Annotated in this window: 16 protein-coding genes and 1 tRNA gene; 15 read left to right on the top strand and 2 right to left on the bottom strand. The window is 58.1% G+C overall.

From position 1 onward, the window contains the following. Positions 1 to 53: 53 nt before the first annotated feature. The 3 genes from Q0072_RS21585 to Q0072_RS21595 all read left to right on the top strand — a co-directional run bounded on the left by Q0072_RS21585 (position 54) and on the right by Q0072_RS21595 (position 3,162). A complete protein-coding gene (locus Q0072_RS21585) occupies positions 54 to 815 on the top strand; it encodes an RNA methyltransferase (protein WP_298334021.1) in 762 nt (253 codons plus the stop codon). A gap of 79 nt (positions 816 to 894) precedes the next feature. Further along, positions 895 to 1,800, top strand: coding sequence for a hypothetical protein (locus tag Q0072_RS21590; RefSeq protein WP_298334023.1), 906 nt, complete (start codon positions 895 to 897; stop codon positions 1,798 to 1,800). 147 nt (positions 1,801 to 1,947) lie between these two features. Beyond that, a complete protein-coding gene (locus Q0072_RS21595) occupies positions 1,948 to 3,162 on the top strand; it encodes a glycoside hydrolase family 27 protein (protein WP_298334025.1) in 1,215 nt (404 codons plus the stop codon). Positions 3,163 to 3,185: 23 nt separating this feature from the next. On the opposite strand, the gene Q0072_RS21600 is transcribed toward Q0072_RS21595, so the two are convergent. Then, complete coding sequence (locus Q0072_RS21600) at positions 3,186 to 3,953, bottom strand: YafY family protein (RefSeq protein WP_298334026.1); 768 nt, start codon at positions 3,951 to 3,953, stop codon at positions 3,186 to 3,188. A gap of 175 nt (positions 3,954 to 4,128) precedes the next feature. Between Q0072_RS21600 and Q0072_RS21605 the strand changes: the two genes are divergently transcribed. The 5 genes from Q0072_RS21605 (at position 4,129) to Q0072_RS21625 (ending at position 9,484) form a co-directional block, all read left to right on the top strand. Further along, positions 4,129 to 5,289, top strand: a complete 1,161-nt coding sequence (locus Q0072_RS21605; protein WP_298334028.1) for a thiolase domain-containing protein — start codon at positions 4,129 to 4,131, stop codon at positions 5,287 to 5,289. Then, positions 5,286 to 6,164 carry a methylisocitrate lyase gene (prpB, locus tag Q0072_RS21610; protein ID WP_298334030.1) on the top strand — a complete coding sequence of 293 codons (879 nt, stop codon included), beginning with the start codon at positions 5,286 to 5,288 and terminating at the stop codon, positions 6,162 to 6,164. Before Q0072_RS21605 ends, prpB begins: the two co-directional genes overlap by 4 nt. Positions 6,165 to 6,182: 18 nt before the next feature. Then, entirely contained in the window at positions 6,183 to 7,358 is a 1,176-nt protein-coding gene (gene prpC, locus Q0072_RS21615; RefSeq protein WP_298334032.1) for a 2-methylcitrate synthase, read from the top strand. Positions 7,359 to 7,488: 130 nt separating this feature from the next. After that, positions 7,489 to 8,940, top strand: a complete 1,452-nt coding sequence (locus tag Q0072_RS21620) for a bifunctional 2-methylcitrate dehydratase/aconitate hydratase (RefSeq protein ID WP_298334034.1) — start codon at positions 7,489 to 7,491, stop codon at positions 8,938 to 8,940. An 88-nt stretch (positions 8,941 to 9,028) separates the two neighbouring features. Then, positions 9,029 to 9,484, top strand: a complete 456-nt coding sequence (locus Q0072_RS21625; protein WP_298334036.1) for a low affinity iron permease family protein — start codon at positions 9,029 to 9,031, stop codon at positions 9,482 to 9,484. Positions 9,485 to 9,567: 83 nt separating this feature from the next. Here the strand turns inward: Q0072_RS21625 and Q0072_RS21630 are convergent, their stop codons facing one another. Further along, on the bottom strand, positions 9,568 to 10,155 hold the full coding sequence (locus Q0072_RS21630; RefSeq protein WP_298334037.1) for a DUF4142 domain-containing protein: 588 nt from the start codon (positions 10,153 to 10,155) through the stop codon (positions 9,568 to 9,570). Positions 10,156 to 10,387: 232 nt separating this feature from the next. Between Q0072_RS21630 and Q0072_RS21635 the strand changes: the two genes are divergently transcribed. The 7 genes from Q0072_RS21635 to Q0072_RS21665 all read left to right on the top strand — a co-directional run bounded on the left by Q0072_RS21635 (position 10,388) and on the right by Q0072_RS21665 (position 17,659). Beyond that, on the top strand, positions 10,388 to 11,278 hold the full coding sequence (locus tag Q0072_RS21635; protein WP_298334038.1) for a PAS domain-containing hybrid sensor histidine kinase/response regulator: 891 nt from the start codon (positions 10,388 to 10,390) through the stop codon (positions 11,276 to 11,278). Next, a complete protein-coding gene (locus tag Q0072_RS21640) occupies positions 11,268 to 11,924 on the top strand; it encodes a response regulator (RefSeq protein ID WP_298334040.1) in 657 nt (218 codons plus the stop codon). The genes Q0072_RS21635 and Q0072_RS21640 overlap by 11 nt, the downstream gene beginning before the upstream one ends. A gap of 150 nt (positions 11,925 to 12,074) precedes the next feature. Then, positions 12,075 to 12,150, top strand: a tRNA-Lys gene (locus Q0072_RS21645). 163 nt (positions 12,151 to 12,313) lie between these two features. Further along, positions 12,314 to 13,528, top strand: coding sequence for an integrase arm-type DNA-binding domain-containing protein (locus Q0072_RS21650; RefSeq protein WP_298334042.1), 1,215 nt, complete (start codon positions 12,314 to 12,316; stop codon positions 13,526 to 13,528). 488 nt (positions 13,529 to 14,016) lie between these two features. Beyond that, complete coding sequence (locus Q0072_RS21655; RefSeq protein ID WP_298334045.1) at positions 14,017 to 15,453, top strand: AAA family ATPase; 1,437 nt, start codon at positions 14,017 to 14,019, stop codon at positions 15,451 to 15,453. A 1-nt stretch (position 15,454) separates the two neighbouring features. After that, the gene (locus tag Q0072_RS21660; protein ID WP_298334048.1) at positions 15,455 to 16,369 is read left to right on the top strand and encodes a DUF4435 domain-containing protein; all 915 of its coding nucleotides are present in this window, start codon (positions 15,455 to 15,457) and stop codon (positions 16,367 to 16,369) included. Positions 16,370 to 16,696: 327 nt separating this feature from the next. After that, entirely contained in the window at positions 16,697 to 17,659 is a 963-nt protein-coding gene (locus Q0072_RS21665; RefSeq protein ID WP_298334051.1) for a sigma-70 family RNA polymerase sigma factor, read from the top strand. Positions 17,660 to 17,850 lie beyond the last annotated feature (191 nt).

The following is a 17,850-nucleotide window of genomic DNA, read 5'->3' on the forward strand; positions in this document are numbered from 1 at the left end:
TACAAAACAGAAGCGGGTGGTGAAAGGCGCTGTAAACGGCTAAAGCCTGCCCCATGCTGTTTGAGATAACCGACCCTGACGACCCCCACCTTGAGCTGTACAGCGATGTAAAAGACCGTGATCTGACGGGTCGGCAGGGCCTGTTCATGGCCGAGGGCAAGGTGGTGCTGGAGCGCCTGTTCACCTCGCCCGTGGCCGAGACGGTGAGCGTGCTGACCACGCCAGAGCGACTGGGCGGACTGATGTCCTTGCCCGACGCGCCGGTCTATGTGGTGCCGCAAGGCGTGATGGATCAGGTGGCGGGCTTTCCCATCCATCGCGGCTATCTGGCGCTGGGGCGCTATGCGCCGAAACAGGCGTTGGCCGAGCGGGTCAGCGGCGCCACGGCGCGCGTTCTGGCTTTGCACGGCATCGCCAATACCGACAATATGGGCGGGCTGATGCGCAATGCGGCGGCCTTTGGCGTCGATGCGGTGCTGCTCGATACGACCTGCTGCGATCCCCTGTACCGCAAGGCCATCCGTGTCAGCGTCGGTGGCGCGCTGGAGGTGCCGCACTATCGCACGGACGACATGGTGGGGACGCTGACGGAGCTGGGTCTGACGCCCTATGCCTTAAGCCCCTCCGGGGCGGTGACTCTGGAAGAGGTTACGCCTGCGCCGCGCTCAGCCGTCCTGTTCGGGGCCGAAGGGCCGGGCCTGCCGGCCGCGCTTATGGCGGCGTGTCAGACCGTGCGCATCGATATGCACGGCGGCTTCGACAGCCTCAATGTGGCGACCACCAGCGGCATTGTTCTGTATCGCTTTCGCCTCTGACCCAACACCCTCTCTTGCGTTCTTGAGCGAAGCGTGACTTAATAATGCTAAGTGGATATTATTGAGGGCGGAAAAACTCATGAAATTCTGGATTTGTGTCGCTACTCTGGCGGCAGGCGTTTTGATCTCGGAAGCCGCCACGGCATCGACCTTTTTTCCGGAAGAGGTTGTCTGTGTGGTCGGCGGTGAAAAATTCACGCATCGGGCGCACATGTCCTATTCAACATGGGGCGGACGTCCTGATGGAAAGCCTTATGGTTCGGCGGTTTTTCCCATTCTCCCGCCCGAATGCCCCGGCAACGGATTGTTCATGTACCGGGAGTTTTCGAAGGCCGAACTCACGCGGCTGAAGGCCCTTCTGGCATCGGCGGATTATCAGGCGCAACGCGCCAGTGAAACCCCCTTTGCCCGTATCGCGTGGCTGGAAACGGCACTCAACCCCGACTCGGAGGACCTGCCGGGCATCTGGTTGCAAGCGTCCTGGGAGGCGGATGAAGCGCCGAGGCAAAAGGAAACGTATCAGCGCGCTTTTATTGCCGCGGCAAAGGTGCGCCTCTCGAAAATGAAAGAGCCGGAGACGCGATGGCTCATCCTGCGCATGATGAATGCCTATCGTGAGTTGGGTGAATTTGATGCGGCCCTGGCACTCTATGAGACGCTTAATCCTCAGGCGTTGATGAAGGGCTTACCCGACAATCCGAAAGCCGTGGATGCGCTTGATGAAGACAAGCAGGCGCGGTGGTATACGGCACGCATGGCGAATATGCTGCGCACGGCTATTCTGCGTCACGATCGGTCCGCTGAACCGCTAGACTTGATTCCGGAAAGAGTAGCTGCGGAATTGTGCTTCTTTGAACCGGAGACTGTTGGGGATTTTGGACGGACCTACTGTGATATGCCTGCCATCAAAGCCGTGATTGAAGAAAATCGTGAAAGCTGGGCGGGGATTAAGGCAGAGATGGCAGCGGACCCAAAAGAGAAATAGTCGGCTCATTGAGACCGTCTCCCTCTGGCCACGACCAGCGGCATCGTCCTGTATCGTTTTCGCCTCTGATGTAGTATTGTCACACAAAAGAGCTTGATTAAATAAAATTGATATATTTAATGGGCGAAAACAAAGAGGGAGCTGAAAATGAAAACGACCGCCTGGTTGCTGGCCGCGGGCCTGAGTGTGAGTCTGTGTCTGGGGGGCGGTGTGGTCACCGCACAGGCGCACGAGACGCTGAAGCTGGAGGCCCCGAAGCCCAACCTGTTGCCCGCCCCGCCGATGGGGTGGAATTCGTGGAACAAATACGCCTGCAATATCACTGAGGACATCGTGCGCAAGCAGGCCGATGCCATGGCGGCGTCGGGCCTCAAAGAGGCGGGCTATCAGTATATTGTCATCGACGATTGCTGGCAAAAAAGCCGCGATGCCGACGGCAATATTCAGGTCGATCTGGAACGCTTTCCGTCCGGCATGAAGGCCCTGATCGACTATGTGCACAGCAAGGGTCTGAAGTTCGGGCTCTATTCCGACGCCGGTTCGCTGACCTGCGGTGGCCGTCCGGGCAGTGCGGGGCATGAGTTTCAGGACGCCCGCCAATACGCCCGATGGGGCGTCGATTATCTGAAATACGACTGGTGCTACACCGGCACGCGCGATGCCGAAGCGGCCTATACGATCATGGCCAAGGCGCTGCGCGAGTCGGGGCGCGATATCGTCCTGTCGATCTGTGAGTGGGGCGACAACTATCCGCAGCGCTGGGCCGCCCCCATCGGCCACCTGTGGCGCACTACGGGCGACATCTACGACGCCTGGGAGGGCAAGAAGGGCTATTCGATCGGCATGGTCAACATCCTCGACAAGCAGGTGGACCTCTGGCGCTATTCCGGCCCGAACCGCTGGAATGATCCTGACATGCTCGAAGTCGGTAATGGCGGCATGACGAGCACCGAATACGAGTCGCACTTTTCGCTGTGGGCCATGCTGGCCGCGCCGCTGATCGCCGGCAACGACCTGTCCAATATGGACGCTGATACGCTGCGCATCCTGACTAATAAGGACGTCATCGCCGTCGATCAGGACCCGCTGGGGCAGCAGGCCAAGCGCATCTGGAAAGAGGGCGACCTCGAAATCTGGGCGCGTCCGCTGAAAGGTGGCGATCAGGCGGTGGTGCTGTTTAACCGTGGTGCCGCCCCGGCTGAGATGAGCGTCACCTGGGAACAGCTCAACCTGCCCGCCGGTCTGAAGGTTCAGATGAAGGATCTGTGGTCCAAAAAGGTGACAAAGAACGTCAAGGCGCGCTTTGGCGGCACCGTGGCGTCGCACGGCGTGATTATGGTGCGGCTCACCCCAGTCCTCTGATCACGGCTTTGTGAACGGTTAGATCAGGCGGTTTCGTCCTCGGTTTCATCGGACATGCTGCCAAAACCTGTCACCATGTTGCGGTTGGACTGTTCCGGCATCATCACCTCGCCCTCGCGCAGCGTGTCGCGCCACGCCTTGAGCAGCGCGGCGCGGCGGCGCGGGAAGGGGATGTCGAGCGGCTTCCAGCTCAGTATGCGTTCGGTGCGGAAGTGCCGAAACGCCTGTTTCAGTTCGCACCACACCACCAGTATGCGCAGGTGGTCGAAAAAGCCGAGCGCGATGGGCCAGACGGTGCGTTCGCTGACCGTGCCCTTGAGGTCGATATAGCTCATATAGACGCAGCGTTCCGAACGGATGGCCGATCGGATCAGGGCCGGGTCGATATGGGCTTCCGGTACGGCCAGACCGCGCCCGACCAGCAGGCCGCGCTGCGTAAGGTCGTCACGGATGGCGGCGGGCAGGTGCGGGCTCAGGGCCTGAATCAGGCTTTGCGCCGCTTCGCCCAGACGCGGTTCGGCGCGATCAGCGACCCACAAGGCCCCGGTGATCAGGGCTTCGATCTCTTCCGGCGACAGCATCAGCGGCGGCAGACGATAGGCCGGTTTCAGCACATAGCCAATGCCCGGCGCGCCTTCGATGGGGGCCCCCTGCGCCTGCAAGGCAGCGATGTCGCGGTAGAGCGTGCGCAGCGACGTCCCCAGCCGGGCCGACAAGGCGCGCCCGCTGACGGGAGCGCTGTGTTCACGCAAGGCTTCGAGCAGGGCGGTGTGGCGGTCGGCGGTCTTCATCGGGTGAGTGTAACATGCTGCCAAAAAATTGCAGCATGTATCGCCGGACGCGCGTTTTTCCGGTCCCGAAAACGTGTCCGGCGCCTGCATTGACTCCCGCTGCGGCAAGGGTTTACGCCTTTTCTCGAACGCAACTGACGCAGAAGCGGTTGCGAGTTAAACGGGAGCCCACACCATGCACGCAGCGGCCATTGTCGGCTGGGGTCATACGCCGTTCGGACGGCTGGACCTGTCGCTCGAAGCGCTCATTCAGACGGCGGCGCGTGAGGCGCTTAGCGACGCCGGAATCAGCGGAGCCAACGTCGATGCGGTGTTTCTGGGCCTGTACAATGCCGGCCTGACGCCCGATGGTTTTTGCGCCTCGATGGTGCTGGGGGCGGATGAGGGCCTGCGCTACACACCCGCCACGCGGCTGGAAAACGCCTGCGCGTCGGGATCGGCGGCGCTCTATGCGGCAATGGACGCCATTGCGTCGGGGCGCATTGACACCGCACTGGTCGTCGGGGCCGAAAAAATGACCGCGCTCGACGGGGCGGGCGTGACGCGCGCTCTGGGGGCCGCCAGCTATCAGGCCGAAGAGGCGGGACTGTCCTTCCCCGACATCTTTGCTCGTTTTGCCCGCGCCTATGGTGAGCGCTACGGCGATCCGACTCTGGCCATGGCGCATATCGCCGCCAAGAACCATCAGGCGGCGCTCAATAATCCGCTGGCGCAGCTCAAAAAACCGCTGTCGGTCGAGTTCTGCGCCACGGTGTCCGACAAGAACCCGCTGATTTCCGACCCGCTGAAGATGACCGACTGTTCGCTCGTGTCGGACGGGGCGGCGGCCATCGTCCTCACCCGCGCTGACCGGGCCAGGGACTTCCGACGCGCCGTTGGGTTCCGCGCGTCGGTTCAGGTCAATGACCTGCTGCCTTTGTCGGCCAAGGACATGACCGACTTTACCGGTCCGCGGCTGGCCTTTGAGCGCGCCTACGCGCAGGCGGGTGTGTCGGTGTCTGACATCAGCTTTGCTGAAGTCCACGACTGCTTCACCATTGCCGAACTGCTGGTCGCCGAAGCCATGGGGCTGGCCCCCAAGGGGCAGGGGGCAGAGTTCATCATCGCCGGTGGCACCGGTCGTCAGGGCCTTTGCCCCACCAATATGTCCGGCGGTCTGAAGGCCAAGGGCCATCCGGTCGGGGCGACGGGCGTTTCCATGCACGTTATCGCCGCGCGGCAACTGTGTGCGGAGGCGGGCGAGATGCAACTGCCTGACCCGAAGCTCGGACTGGCCTTCAATATGGGCGGCGGTGCGGTCGCCAACTATGTGAGTATTCTGGAGAGACTGTCATGACCTCACCCGGTGCCCGATTTCGTGCGGCGCTTAAGGCCGAAACCCCGTTGCAGGTCATCGGCGCGATCAATGCCAATCACGCGCTTTTGGCCAAGCGCGCCGGTTACCGCGCCATTTATCTGAGCGGCGGTGGCGTGGCGGCGGGGTCTTTGGGGATGCCCGATCTGGGCATCAGCGGCCTTGAGGACGTGCTGATCGACGTGCGCCGCATCACCGATGTCTGCGACCTGCCGCTGATGGTCGATATTGATACGGGCTTTGGCCCCTCCGCCTTCAATATCGAGCGCACGGTCAAGGCGCTGATCAAGGCCGGGGCCGCCGCCTGTCATATTGAGGATCAGGTGGGGGCCAAGCGCTGTGGCCACCGGCCGGGCAAGGAGATCGTGTCGGTCGCGGAAATGGTCGATCGCGTTAAGGCCGCCGCCAATGCCAAGACCGATCCGGACTTTTTCCTGATCGCCCGCACCGACGCCATTGCCGTGGACGGGGTTGATGCGGCGATTGAGCGGGCGCTGGCCTGCGTCGAAGCCGGGGCAGACGGCATTTTTGCCGAAGCGGCCTATGACCTCGACACCTATCGCCGCTTTACCGCCGCCGTAAAGGTGCCCGTGCTGGCCAATATCACCGAGTTCGGCAAGACGCCGCTGTTTACGCGCGAAGAACTGGCCTCTGCGGGGGTGGCCATTCAGCTCTACCCGCTGTCGGCCTTCCGCGCCATGAACAAGGCCGCCGAGACCGTCTATGAGGCCATCCGGCGCGACGGCCATCAGAAAAATGTGCTCGACCTGATGCAGACGCGCGACGAGCTATATCAGCGCATCGACTATTACGACTACGAACAGCGCCTCGATGCGATGTTCAATAAAAACAAATAATAAGCGGAGGGAGCGGCCATGAATGCCGTCAGTGAACTGCCCAAAGGGGAGGCGACAACCGCCTTCAAGCCCAAGAAGTCGGTCGCCCTGTCGGGTATGGCGGCGGGCAATACGGCCCTGTGTACGGTGGGGCGCACGGGGAATGATCTGGCCTATCGCGGCTATGACATTCTCGACCTGGCCCAGACGTGCGAGTTCGAGGAGGTGGCGTACCTGCTGGTGCACGGCAGCCTGCCGACCGTTTCGGAGCTGACGGCCTATAAGAGCAAGCTGCGCGCCCTGCGCGGCCTGCCGGTCAGCCTGAAGTCGGTGCTGGAGCAGATACCGCCGTCGGCGCATCCGATGGATGTGATGCGCACCGGCGTCTCCCTGCTGGGCTGCCTCGCGCCGGAAAAGGACGACCACAATGCGCCCTCGGCCCGCGACATTGCCGACAAACTGATGGCGTCTCTGGGGTCGATGCTGCTCTACTGGTATCACTACAGCCACAATGGCAAGCGTATCGAGGTCGAGACGGACGACGACTCCATCGGCGGGCACTTCCTGCACCTGCTGCACGGCGAAAAACCGCGCGAAAGCTGGGTGAAGGCCATGCATATTTCGCTGATCCTCTATGCCGAGCATGAATTCAACGCCTCGACCTTTGCCGGGCGGGTGATCGCCGGGACGGGCTCGGACATGTATTCGTGCATTGCTGGAGCCATTGGCGCGCTGCGCGGACCCAAGCACGGCGGGGCCAATGAGGTGGCCTTTGAGATCCAGAAGCGTTACGCGACGCCGGACGAGGCCGAGGCCGATATCCGCGCCCGTGTCGAACGCAAGGAAGTGGTGATCGGCTTTGGCCACCCGGTCTATACGGTCTCCGACCCGCGCAATGTGGTGATCAAACAGGTCGCCCACGACCTCAGCGTCGAGCAGAGTTCGCTGAAAATGTACGCCATTGCCGAGCGCTTGGAGCGCGTGATGTGGGAGGTCAAGAAGATGTTCCCCAATCTCGACTGGTTCTCCGCCGTCTCCTATCACCGCATGGGCGTGCCGACGGCCATGTTCACGCCGCTGTTTGCCATAGCGCGTACCGCTGGCTGGTCAGCCCACGTGATTGAGCAACGCATCGACGGCAAGATCATCCGCCCCAGCGCCAACTATACCGGCCCCGAAGACCGCGCCTTCGTCAGGATCGAAGAGCGTCAATAATCATTATCCCTCCCTGCGAAGCAGGGAGGGGGGACCGCGAAGCGGTGGGTGGGGCCTGTCCCCTCCGTCATCTTCGCCTTGCTCAGATGCCACCTCCCCCGCTGTGCAGGGGAGGATGTAGGAAACATCCATGTCCACACATATCCCCAATATCCGCCCTGAACCCGACAGCGTGTTTGTCGATATCGCCGACTACGTGCTGAACTATAAAATCCACTCCGACCTCGCCTATGAGACGGCGCGCAACTGCCTGATCGACACGCTGGGCTGCGGGCTTGAGGCGCTGGACTATCCCGCCTGCACCAAGCTTCTGGGGCCTATCGTGCCGGGCACCACCGTGCCCAATGGTGCCAAGGTGCCGGGCACCCCGTTCCAGCTCGATCCCGTACAGGCGGCCTTCAATATCGGCGCGATGATCCGCTGGCTCGATTTCAACGACACCTGGCTGGCGGCCGAATGGGGGCACCCGTCGGATAATCTGGGCGGTATTCTGGCGGTTGCCGACTGGATATCGCGCAATCGCGTCGCGGCGGGCAAGGCACCACTGACCATGCGTGACGTGCTCACCGCCATGATCAAGGCGCATGAGATTCAGGGCGTGCTGGCGCTGGACAACAGCTTCAACCGCGTCGGCCTCGACCACGTCATCCTCGTCAAGGTCGCCTCGACGGCGGTGGTGGCCGGGATGCTGGGCCTGACGCGCGAGGAGATCATCGACGCCGTGTCGCTGGCCTTTGTCGATGGGCAGAGCTTGCGCACCTATCGCCACGCCCCCAATACCGGCTCGCGCAAGTCCTGGGCGGCGGGCGACGCCACCAGCCGCGCCGTGCGACTGGCCCTTATGGTGCAGAAGGGTGAGATGGGCTACCCCTCGGCCCTGACCGCGCCGGTGTGGGGCTTCTACGACGTCTCCTTCAAGGGCAAGCCGTTCAGCTTCCAGCGCCCCTACGGCAGCTATGTGATGGAGCACGTGTTGTTCAAGATCAGCTATCCGGCGGAGTTCCATTCGCAAACCGCCGTCGAAGCGGCTATGCGCGTGCATCAGGAACTGCGGGCCAAAGGACTGTCGCCGGACGACATCGCGCGCATCGACGTGCGCACCCATGAGGCCTGCGTGCGTATCATCGACAAGAAAGGGCCGCTGCACAACCCGGCCGACCGCGACCACTGCATCCAGTACATGATGGCCGTGCCGATCCTGTTCGGGCGTCTGACGGCGGCGGATTACGAGGACGAGGTGGCGCAGGATGCGCGGATTGACGCCCTGCGCGACAAGATCTTCTGCACCGAAGACCCGCAGTTCACCAGGGACTATCACGACCCGGACAAGCGCTCGATCGCCAATGCGGTGACCGTCACGCTCAACGACGGCACGGTGTGGGAGGAGATCGTGGTCGAATATCCGATCGGCCACAAACGCCGCCGCAAGGAAGGCATCCCGCTGCTGGAGGCCAAGTTCCGCACCAATCTCAACCGCCGCTTCCCCAAAAAGCAGCAGCAGGCCATTTTCGACCTCAGCCTCGATCAGCAGGCGCTGGAGGCCACGGCGGTGCATGAATATGTCGATATGTATGTGATCTGAGGCGTCTCAATAGAGCAGCCGAAGGCTCTGATTGCATCCTTATGCCCCGCGCCGCACCCTGCCTGCTGTCACAATAGGCCGGGAAATCATGTCGCATAATGCTGAAAAGCCACACAAAAAGAGCGGGTTCGTCCGTTTCGCGCACGCCACCGCCATCGCAGCGGGCAGCCCCTGGGCCTTCGGGCTGGCGGTCGCAGTGGTGGGGGTGTGGATACTTACCGGGCCTGTGTTCGGTTTCTCGGACACCTGGCAACTGGTGATCAATACGGGCACAACCATTGCCACCTTCCTGATGGTCTTCCTGATTCAGAACACGCAAAACCGTGACGCCCGCATCATGCAACTCAAGCTGGATGAGCTGATCCGTGCGGTGTCAAAGGCCAATACGGCCTATATCGACATGGAGAATATGAGCGAGACCGAACTGGCCGCGCTTCAGACGCACTATGAGGCGCTGGCCAAGAAAGCGCGCGAAGAAGGGGACCAGAAGGCCGCCGAGGCGCACGCGAAAGCCGGTGCCAAGGCCGCGCGGGTGCTGGGGTGAGAGGACCCGCCCCTATGCCGGATAAGGATACGCCAAACGCCGCCCGGTGAGGGGCGGCGTTCGCGTTATCGCGCGGGACCGGATCAATACTTTTCGTCGAGCTTTTCGATGTCGGCCTTGTGCATTTTAAGCGTCGGCAGGGTCTTGGCCGCAAAATCCTTGACCGGACCGGCCTGACCGTCCTTGGCTTCCTTTTCGAACAGGTCGATCGTCTTGTCGTGCGCCTTTTGCTGGGCGTCGATATATTTGGCGTCGAAATCCTCAGCCGAGGCGTTCTTCAGGTCGTTCAGCATGTCCTGATGCTCGGAATCGAGCCCTTCGGCCGGCGGCGTCAGCCCGGCAGCCGTGATGGCGGCCTTCAGCTCAGTGGCGGCCTTGGTGTGGTCGGTCACCATCTTTTGCGCAAAGGCCTTCAGATCGGCCTTCTTGGTGCGCTCGATCGCCAGCTTGCTCGACTCGATTTCAAACACACCGGCGACGGTGGCGCGACCCGCAAAGTCGATATTCTCCGAAGCGCTGGAAGAGGCGCTGTCAAAGACGCTCGACGAGCTTTCAGACGCGCTCTCCGCGGCCTCTTCGGCGGCGTTTTCCTGCGGCGATCCGCAGGCGGCCAGCGGCAGGATGAGCACGCCGGCCAGCGTGGCGGCGGTAAAGGCTTTCTTAGAAAACATCAGTCTTTCCAATGTGATAACGGAACTGTGATGGCTCAGGACCGTATCAGTGCGGATGTAAGAAGGTTGCGCCGCTTTTGCCGCAACGCATGAAAAAGCCATAAAGCGCTACCCGCCCCAAGATCGTATTGTCCGGTTACAGGCTTTAGGGTTAGCATCGCCGCGATTTGCAGATTCCCGTACGGAAAACGCTCCAATGGACACTGGCCGACCCACCTCCGGAGCCTCGGTTTTGACGGACGACACCCTCTCTGAGGCGCAACACCAGAGCGCATTGCTGGCGGCGATTGTCGCCTCGTCGGACGATGCCATCGTCTCCAAGACGCTCGACGGTATCATCACCACCTGGAATGCCGGAGCCGAGCGTATTTTCGGCTATACGGCGGCCGAAGCGGTCGGGCAGCACATCACCCTGATCATTCCGCCCGACATGCACGATGAGGAATACGTCATCATCGGCAAGGTGCGCAGCGGTCAGCGGGTCGAACACTTTGAAACCGTGCGCCGCACCAAGTCCGGGGCCCTGATCGACATTTCGCTGACCGTCTCGCCGGTGCGCGATGAGGCCGGGCGCATCATCGGTGCCTCAAAGATTGCCCGTGACATCACGCGCCAGAAGGCCATCGAGGCGCAACTGGCCGAAGCCAGCCGCCGCCGCGACGAATTCATGGCCAATATGAGCCACGAACTGCGCACGCCGATGAACGCCGTCATCGGTCTGGCCCATATCCTCAGCCTGTCGCCCAACCTCTCCGAGCGCGAGCAGATCTATGTCCGTGTGCTGAAACAGAGCGGCGAAAACCTGCTGCACCTGATCAACAACCTGCTGGATGTGTCCAAGATCGAGGCCGGAGCCATCGAGCTGGAGACGCGCGACTTCAACCTGCCCGAACTGATCGAACAGACGGTGGCCGCGCCGCGCGTCCACGCTGCGGAAAAGGGGGTCGGCTTTGGCGTGGCCTACGGCCCTCAGCTGCGCGAATATTACCGCAGCGATCCGCTGAGGGTGCAGCAGATACTGAGCAACCTGCTGGCCAATGCCGTCAAATTCACCGATATCGGCCGCATCGACCTGCGCCTATCGGTGGTGCACACCGAAGCCGGCAGCGCGCGTGCGCTTTGAGGTGATGGATACCGGCGTCGGCATCCCCCCGGACAAGCTGGACACCATCTTTGAAAAGTTTACGCAGGCCGATGCCTCGATGACGCGGCGCTATGGCGGCACGGGTCTGGGCCTGTCGATTGCCCGCGCCCTGGCCGAACAGATGGGGGGCACGCTGAGCGCCGCCAGCACACCGGGGCAGGGGGCCATCTTCAGCGCCGAACTACCGTTGACGCACGATCCTGCCCGTCCGCAGACCCTTGAGGCCGCAAAACCGCTCTCTGAGGGTCGGCGTCAGGTGCTGATCGTCGAAGACTATGAGCCGAACATCGTGGTGGTCTCTACGCTGCTCGATCAGATGGGGCTCAATTACGATGTAGCGCGCACCGGCACCGAAGCCCTGCGCCGCGCCGAAATGCGCGCCTATGACCTGATCCTGATGGACGTACAGATGCCCGGCATGGACGGCTTTGAAAGCACGCGCCGCATCCGCCAGATGGAAACGCAGCGCGCCCTGCCGGCCACGCCAGTGGTGGCCATGACGGCCCATGTGCGCGATTCCGACCGCCGCCGCTGCTTCGAGGCGGGCATGACGGGCTTCATCCCCAAACCCTTTGAACCGCAGACCTTCATGCAGGTGGTGGGCGAAGCCATCGCCGCCGCCTGAGCGACGAGGTGAGGGGGACGGTTTGCGACCGTCCACAGGCTTTGTGCGCAAAAAGCAAAATTAGCGCTTGCAAGGGCGGAAAAAATTCGTATGTTCCGCCCCTCAACGCCGGGGCTTGCCAACAGCCCCACCTTGAAAGCGGTGAAAAGTGGGTGTGTAGCTCAGTTGGTAGAGCAGCTGACTCTTAATCAGCGGGTCCACGGTTCGAGTCCGTGCTCACCCACCATTCCTCCTTCCGCCAGCGTCCGGCGAAGTTGAAAAAATCCTTAAAATATGGTATGTTATCGGAGTGCTCATCCGAGATCATCCGCTCCTGTCCGCCGTTATCCGGGCAAATTGGGGGTATTTCTGGGGGTACGCGGCAAACTCCAATTTTGCGATACCCCCAAATGGCGCTCACAGACTCCGCAATTCGTTCGGCGAGGCCAAAGGCCAAACCCTACAAGCTCTCCGACGGCGAGGGCATGTTTCTGCTAGTGACGACTTCCGGCGGAAAGCTCTGGCGATTGAAATATCGCTTCTCCGGGCAAGAGCGGTTGCTGGCCATCGGGCAGTATCCTGTCGTCGGTCTTAAAGACGCGCGGAAACGACGGGACGAGGCGAGGGAACTTCTTGCTGAAGGCATTGACCCTTCCCTGGACAAAAAGCGCAAGGCTGTCGCCGCTGCTATACAGGCCAGCAACACGTTTAAAGTTGTAGCGCAGGAGCTTTGTGAGAAGCTTGAGCGCGAGGGTGTGGCCAATGCAACGAAGGTTCGAAACGACCGTTGCATAAAGCAGCTTGAGCCTGATCTGGGGCATCGCCCGGTTTCGGAGATTGAACCCTATGAAATCCTCAATGCCCTAAAGAAGTTTGAGCGCAGGGGCATTTATGAGACCGCGAACCGGCTCAGGGCGTTTGCGGCGCGGGTCTTCCGGTATGCCATCGTAACAGGGCGCGCGAAGGTCAACCCCGCAGCCGACATCAGCGAGGCGTTGGTAAAGCCTAAAACCAAACATATGGCTGCAATTGTGGACCCTCAGGCCCTCGGTGAATTGCTCAGGGCAGTGGAGACTTTCGACAAATACATGACGACGACGCTTGCGTTGAAGCTCACGCCGCATCTTTTCGTCAGACCCGGCGAGTTGCGTCACATGGAATGGACGGAGGTCGATTTTGAAGCGAAGATTTGGCGCATACCTCCTGAGAAGATGAAAATGCGCAATGAGCACGTTGTGCCGCTATCTCGGCAAGCGTTGGAAATTCTCTCTGATGCGAAGGCTTTGGCGAACGGCGGAAGCTATGTGTTCCCGTCCATCCGCACTTGGCTTCGGCCCATGAGCGAGAACACCATCAATGTTGCGCTTCGGCGTCTGGGGTATAGTGGTGACGAAATGACCGCGCACGGCTTCCGAAGTACGGCCAGTACGCTACTGAATGAATCTGGCCTCTGGTCGCCGGATGCTATTGAGCGCGCTCTTGCTCACAAAGGTGGAGACCGAGTGAGGGCGATTTACCATCGAGGCGCGCATTGGGACGAACGAGTGCGAATGGCACAATGGTGGTCCGACTATCTCGATAGACTGCGCGATGGCGCGGAGATCGTTCCAATCTACGCGGCTTAGCTGATACGAATCGTCTGAATACGTCTTTGATGTAATTTTTTGAAGTACTCAATTGCCAAATGGAGCCACCAAAATGAGCCCCCAATCCTTATATGCTGTTTGGTTTGGACGCACCAACAGCGGCGGCCAATGCTACCAGCGCTGCAAGCAGTGTTTCCCAGTCCAAATCCTTATGGTTGTCGCCAATCAACAGTAGAGTTGCCACAGCGGAAATGCTTGCCGCTATGATCGAGTAAATGATGGTCTTGGTCGTTTCGGTCCCCATATTAGGCTGGTACGATATTCGACAATCTTGGTCGCGCAATAAATCCCGCGTGCGCGTGATACCGGTTAAGGCGCATTCGCGCGTATAAACTCAGCGTTGTGTCGCATTGCGCAGGCGTGGTAGCGTTTCTTCGGAGGGGCGAATCTGTTTCCTGCGAGAATTACGTCAGGCTGGGCTGACGTAGAATTTCGCGTAGTATTTGCCCCGCGCATGAGGAAACGATATGTCTGATCAGCTATTGGAATTGTCAATTTCAGAATCCATCATTCAACAATTCTCACTGAAGCTTGCGAATGGTTACAAGGATATTGATTTATTCGCTAATCATTCAGTTAAAATACTGGTCGCGGAAAATGGGGCCGGTAAGACGACCCTATTAAATACTCTGTATTCTATTTTGATAGGTGACTACAGAGTTTTTCTGTCAGCTGAGTTTGAAGAGTTGAACCTCACTATTTCTGGCCGATATTGGAGCCATAAACGTAGTGAATTCTCGCCAATCACAGACGAAATGTACAAAGAGTGGATGGAGCTAGACCTCTGGCAAAGGATGGAGATGTCACCGCCGACCAAGACTGAGGCTGAGGAGTTGGTTTTAGCAACTGTAGAAGCGGATGAATCTGCAATTGAGAATACAAAATACTTTGCCAAAGAATGGGGACAGCATAGATTTCCAACTAGCTATCTTAAGAATAGTCTACAATCGCTCGGCACACGATCGTCTGTCGCGGCAGTTAAAAAGAAGCGGGATAATTTCGTTAAATTTATTAACGAAGTTCAAGAAAGTTTGGAAGGGCACTCTGTGCTGTACCTCCCGACTTACCGTAGAATTGAGGCGTTGCTTCCGGAGTACAGGATTAAGCAAGGTGGTGGCCGTCGCTCTCCTCCCTATCGGCGAACTGGACAGCCAACGCAGCTAATTCATTTCGGGCTACAGGATGTCGAAAGTCGGCTATCAGAAATGGCGGAAGATATTCGACGCACCACTGTAAGGGCCTTTTCGCAAATTAACGCAAGAACACTTGATGATTTGGTGTTCGGTAACTACCGCAGGAACATTGAAGATTCAAATCCTATAAATATTGAGTCTCTGCAAGTCGTTCTTGGGCGACTTGGGCGTAATGATGAAAAGACTCGAAAGAGAATGGAGAGTTTAATATCGACCGGTGATATTAACTCTGAAGATAATATCTATCTAAAGAGCTTTTTAGATCAGCTGATGCAGACATACGCGTCTACGCAAGATAGAGAATCTGCAATTGAGGAATTTATTGAAGTTATCAACTCGTATTGGCGTGATGATATAAATGAAAAGTCATTCATGTTCGATAAAGCTTCAGCGGAAGCTAAGGTGGTAAATACATACACTGGTAGAAAGCTTCCATTGGAGGCGCTTTCTTCTGGAGAAAAGCAAATTATTAGTATATTTGCGAGATTGTATTTGGAGCCTGAGCAAAATGCTATAGTTTTGATAGATGAACCTGAGCTTTCGCTGTCAATGGAGTGGCAGATGAAGTTTTTGCCCGATATTGTCAAGGCGAAAAGCTGTCGTCAACTTATCGCTATCACGCATTCGCCATTTATATTTAAAAATGATCTGCGGCCGTATGCTGGGGATCTGAAGGTAACGCGTTACAACAAAAGCCAGACCAGCATCTAAAATGTCGAGAACTCAAGCTATATCCGATGCAAGCAATTCCGACGAAGCGCTTTTTCTAAGGTTGTTGCAGTTTAAGGGCGGCTGTGGTCAGCCTTTCATTTTCTTAGTCGAAGGAAATGACGATGTTACATTTTTCGATGCGTGCCTATGCAGGCTTAAGCCTCTCGCCAGAGAAAGAGTGGCAACGTATAATTGCAACGGTAAGGGAAACGTTCTTAAGCTCCATGATATAATCAGTCATAGCAAAGAAATCAGCTTGGATGATTTCTGGTGTTTTATCGATAAAGACTTTGATGGAATGCGAGGGCATGTACCAAGTGAAAAAATATGGATGACTCCAACATACTCATTCGAAAATCTACTTGTATCGGAAGAAGTTTTAAAATCTCTTCTTGTTTGTGAGTTTAGATGTAACGACATTAATGCTGCGAAAGATATCGCTACCATTCAAGCGAATTTTCAATCCTTCATTAGTTCTTACACTCATCATTTGAGTTTTGCGAATCTCTGCGCTTTTTATGCTCGGAGGAAGGATGTTGAGACGCATGCACATGATAGCACAATCACCCCGGCGATTTCCGCGAATTTCCATGAGGTAAAATTCTCTCTAAGCGACGATGATGTAGTTAGACGTATGGGGAAAAAAGCTCCGCTCGACAAAGCTGATGTGAACTCTCTTGCCGTAGAGTTCCAAGCGCTTGACCCGCTCGCGGATTGGCGGGGTAAGTTCTTGTTGACGGCCTTCGTCGCTTTTCTCGAGGCTTTAAAACACGATCGCGGTTCCAAAGCCCCCGTGATATTTTCAACTAAGGCGAAGATGACGTTTGATCCACGTACAGACTCTATTCGCACTTTTACTAGTTTGGCTGTTCTACCAAAATGCTTAACAGAGTATTTGGAGACAGTTCCCGTTTAACTTCAATGGTCGTTGTTTATAATTCTTTTTCCGGGATTAGTACAGTCAGGGGAGTTTCGCTTTTCTTGAACACATGATCGCATTCGCTTCTTGATTTTCTGACGTGTAATAGTTGCTTGGCGGCGACCTCGCGAATAAAGAGCGGCGATATGCGCCGGAATGATGAGGATTGTGACAATCTTAGTAGCAATCTGAAGCTGTCTCGTATAGAATCCCTGATGGCGCTGTACGTGCAGTGCTGGGGCGTGGAAACCCCGTAGTGTTGGTTGACGTCGGCCATTCCGACGCACCTCCTTGACCCTTATGTGGTCGGGGAGCCTGTGGCGTATGCAACAGGCCCCGGCTAAAGGTCACAGGGACCGTGCACTGCCGGTTTTCCAACTCCCCGATCTCCAGGATCGAGGAGGCTTCCTTAGGCGGGGACGTACCGCCAATTGGAGCCTTGGGGGTTTCAAGATGACGATTGAGCTCAATGCCGTTGATACCCATGTAGGCGAGCGCATCCGCGCCCGACGGCTCTTTCTGCAAATGTCCGAAGAGTGGCTGGCCGGGTTCCTTGAGATGCCGGTGGCAGACCTCGTTGCTATCGAAGAGGGCAAAAAACGTATCGGTTCTGACGAGCTGATGCGTTGCACCGAAGCCTTAGGCGTGCCCGAGCGTTACTTCTATATGGGCTTTGGATCGAAGCCGCCGGGGCCGGATAATTCGAAGCCCTGGAGTCGGGAAATCGACCGCTGGTTCGCCACGAACCTGTTCCCGCATGAAGGCTTCTTTATGAACATCGCCATCCGTCTGACGCGCAACCGCGAGACGGCGCGCGAGATGCTTCAGGACGCGTACCTTTATCTCGTTCGCGACGACAACTGGCGGAAGGTTGAGTTTCCGCGCGCCTATGTAAAGCAGGTTCTTCATTTCCGTTTCTGGAGCAAACTTCAACGCGACCGCATCGTACCGATTGACCTGGTGGCGAACTTTGAAGCCATCGATCAGGTCTCGGATGAGCCCACGGCCTTTGACCTGCTTTCGGCGGGGCAACGCCGTCACATCGTTCTTCAGGCTATCGAAGACTTGCCCCCAAGATGCCGTCAGGTGGTCAAGCTGAGGCGCTTAAAGGAGATGTCTCCCCCCGACATTGCGAAGGAAATGGGCATCAGTGTCAGCATGGTTGAGAAGCATCTCGCCAAGGGCATGAACCTAATCGGGAAGCGCCTTGGTGAGCCCTATAATGAGGAGCCCTCGGCACCCTCAAAGCCCCCGATCTTCCCTAACAAAAGCCGCGCATCCGAGTAGATTACCGCATGTATTTTCGTGTACCGTGTGCATCGGCTTCGGGCGTTTGCGAGGCCGTAAAGGATGCGCCTGTTCGTGACTGAGGACACCACATCAGAGCAAGACCGTATCGAAGATGCGGCGGCTCTCTGGCATACACGTCTGGAGGCCGGGACGGCTGATCTCGATGCATTTAATGCCTGGAGAGATGA

Source organism: Asticcacaulis sp. (assembly GCF_027484505.1).
Taxonomy (GTDB): Bacteria; Pseudomonadota; Alphaproteobacteria; order Caulobacterales; family Caulobacteraceae; genus Asticcacaulis.

Bases quoted from the DNA above. Each gene is read 5' to 3' on its own strand.
- Q0072_RS21630 (WP_298334037.1), bottom strand. From the start codon at position 10,155: ATGTTTTCTAAGAAAGCCTTTACCGCCGCCACGCTGGCCGGCGTGCTC.
- Q0072_RS21585 (WP_298334021.1), top strand. From the start codon at position 54: ATGCTGTTTGAGATAACCGACCCTGACGACCCCCACCTTGAGCTGTAC.
- Q0072_RS21660 (WP_298334048.1), top strand. From the start codon at position 15,455: ATGTCGAGAACTCAAGCTATATCCGATGCAAGCAATTCCGACGAAGCG.
- Q0072_RS21650 (WP_298334042.1), top strand. From the start codon at position 12,314: ATGGCGCTCACAGACTCCGCAATTCGTTCGGCGAGGCCAAAGGCCAAA.
- Q0072_RS21590 (WP_298334023.1), top strand. From the start codon at position 895: ATGAAATTCTGGATTTGTGTCGCTACTCTGGCGGCAGGCGTTTTGATC.
- Q0072_RS21665 (WP_298334051.1), top strand. From the start codon at position 16,697: ATGCAACAGGCCCCGGCTAAAGGTCACAGGGACCGTGCACTGCCGGTT.
- Q0072_RS21655 (WP_298334045.1), top strand. From the start codon at position 14,017: ATGTCTGATCAGCTATTGGAATTGTCAATTTCAGAATCCATCATTCAA.
- Q0072_RS21600 (WP_298334026.1), bottom strand. From the start codon at position 3,953: ATGAAGACCGCCGACCGCCACACCGCCCTGCTCGAAGCCTTGCGTGAA.
- Q0072_RS21620 (WP_298334034.1), top strand. From the start codon at position 7,489: ATGTCCACACATATCCCCAATATCCGCCCTGAACCCGACAGCGTGTTT.
- prpB (WP_298334030.1), top strand. From the start codon at position 5,286: ATGACCTCACCCGGTGCCCGATTTCGTGCGGCGCTTAAGGCCGAAACC.
- prpC (WP_298334032.1), top strand. From the start codon at position 6,183: ATGAATGCCGTCAGTGAACTGCCCAAAGGGGAGGCGACAACCGCCTTC.
- Q0072_RS21595 (WP_298334025.1), top strand. From the start codon at position 1,948: ATGAAAACGACCGCCTGGTTGCTGGCCGCGGGCCTGAGTGTGAGTCTG.
- Q0072_RS21625 (WP_298334036.1), top strand. From the start codon at position 9,029: ATGTCGCATAATGCTGAAAAGCCACACAAAAAGAGCGGGTTCGTCCGT.
- Q0072_RS21605 (WP_298334028.1), top strand. From the start codon at position 4,129: ATGCACGCAGCGGCCATTGTCGGCTGGGGTCATACGCCGTTCGGACGG.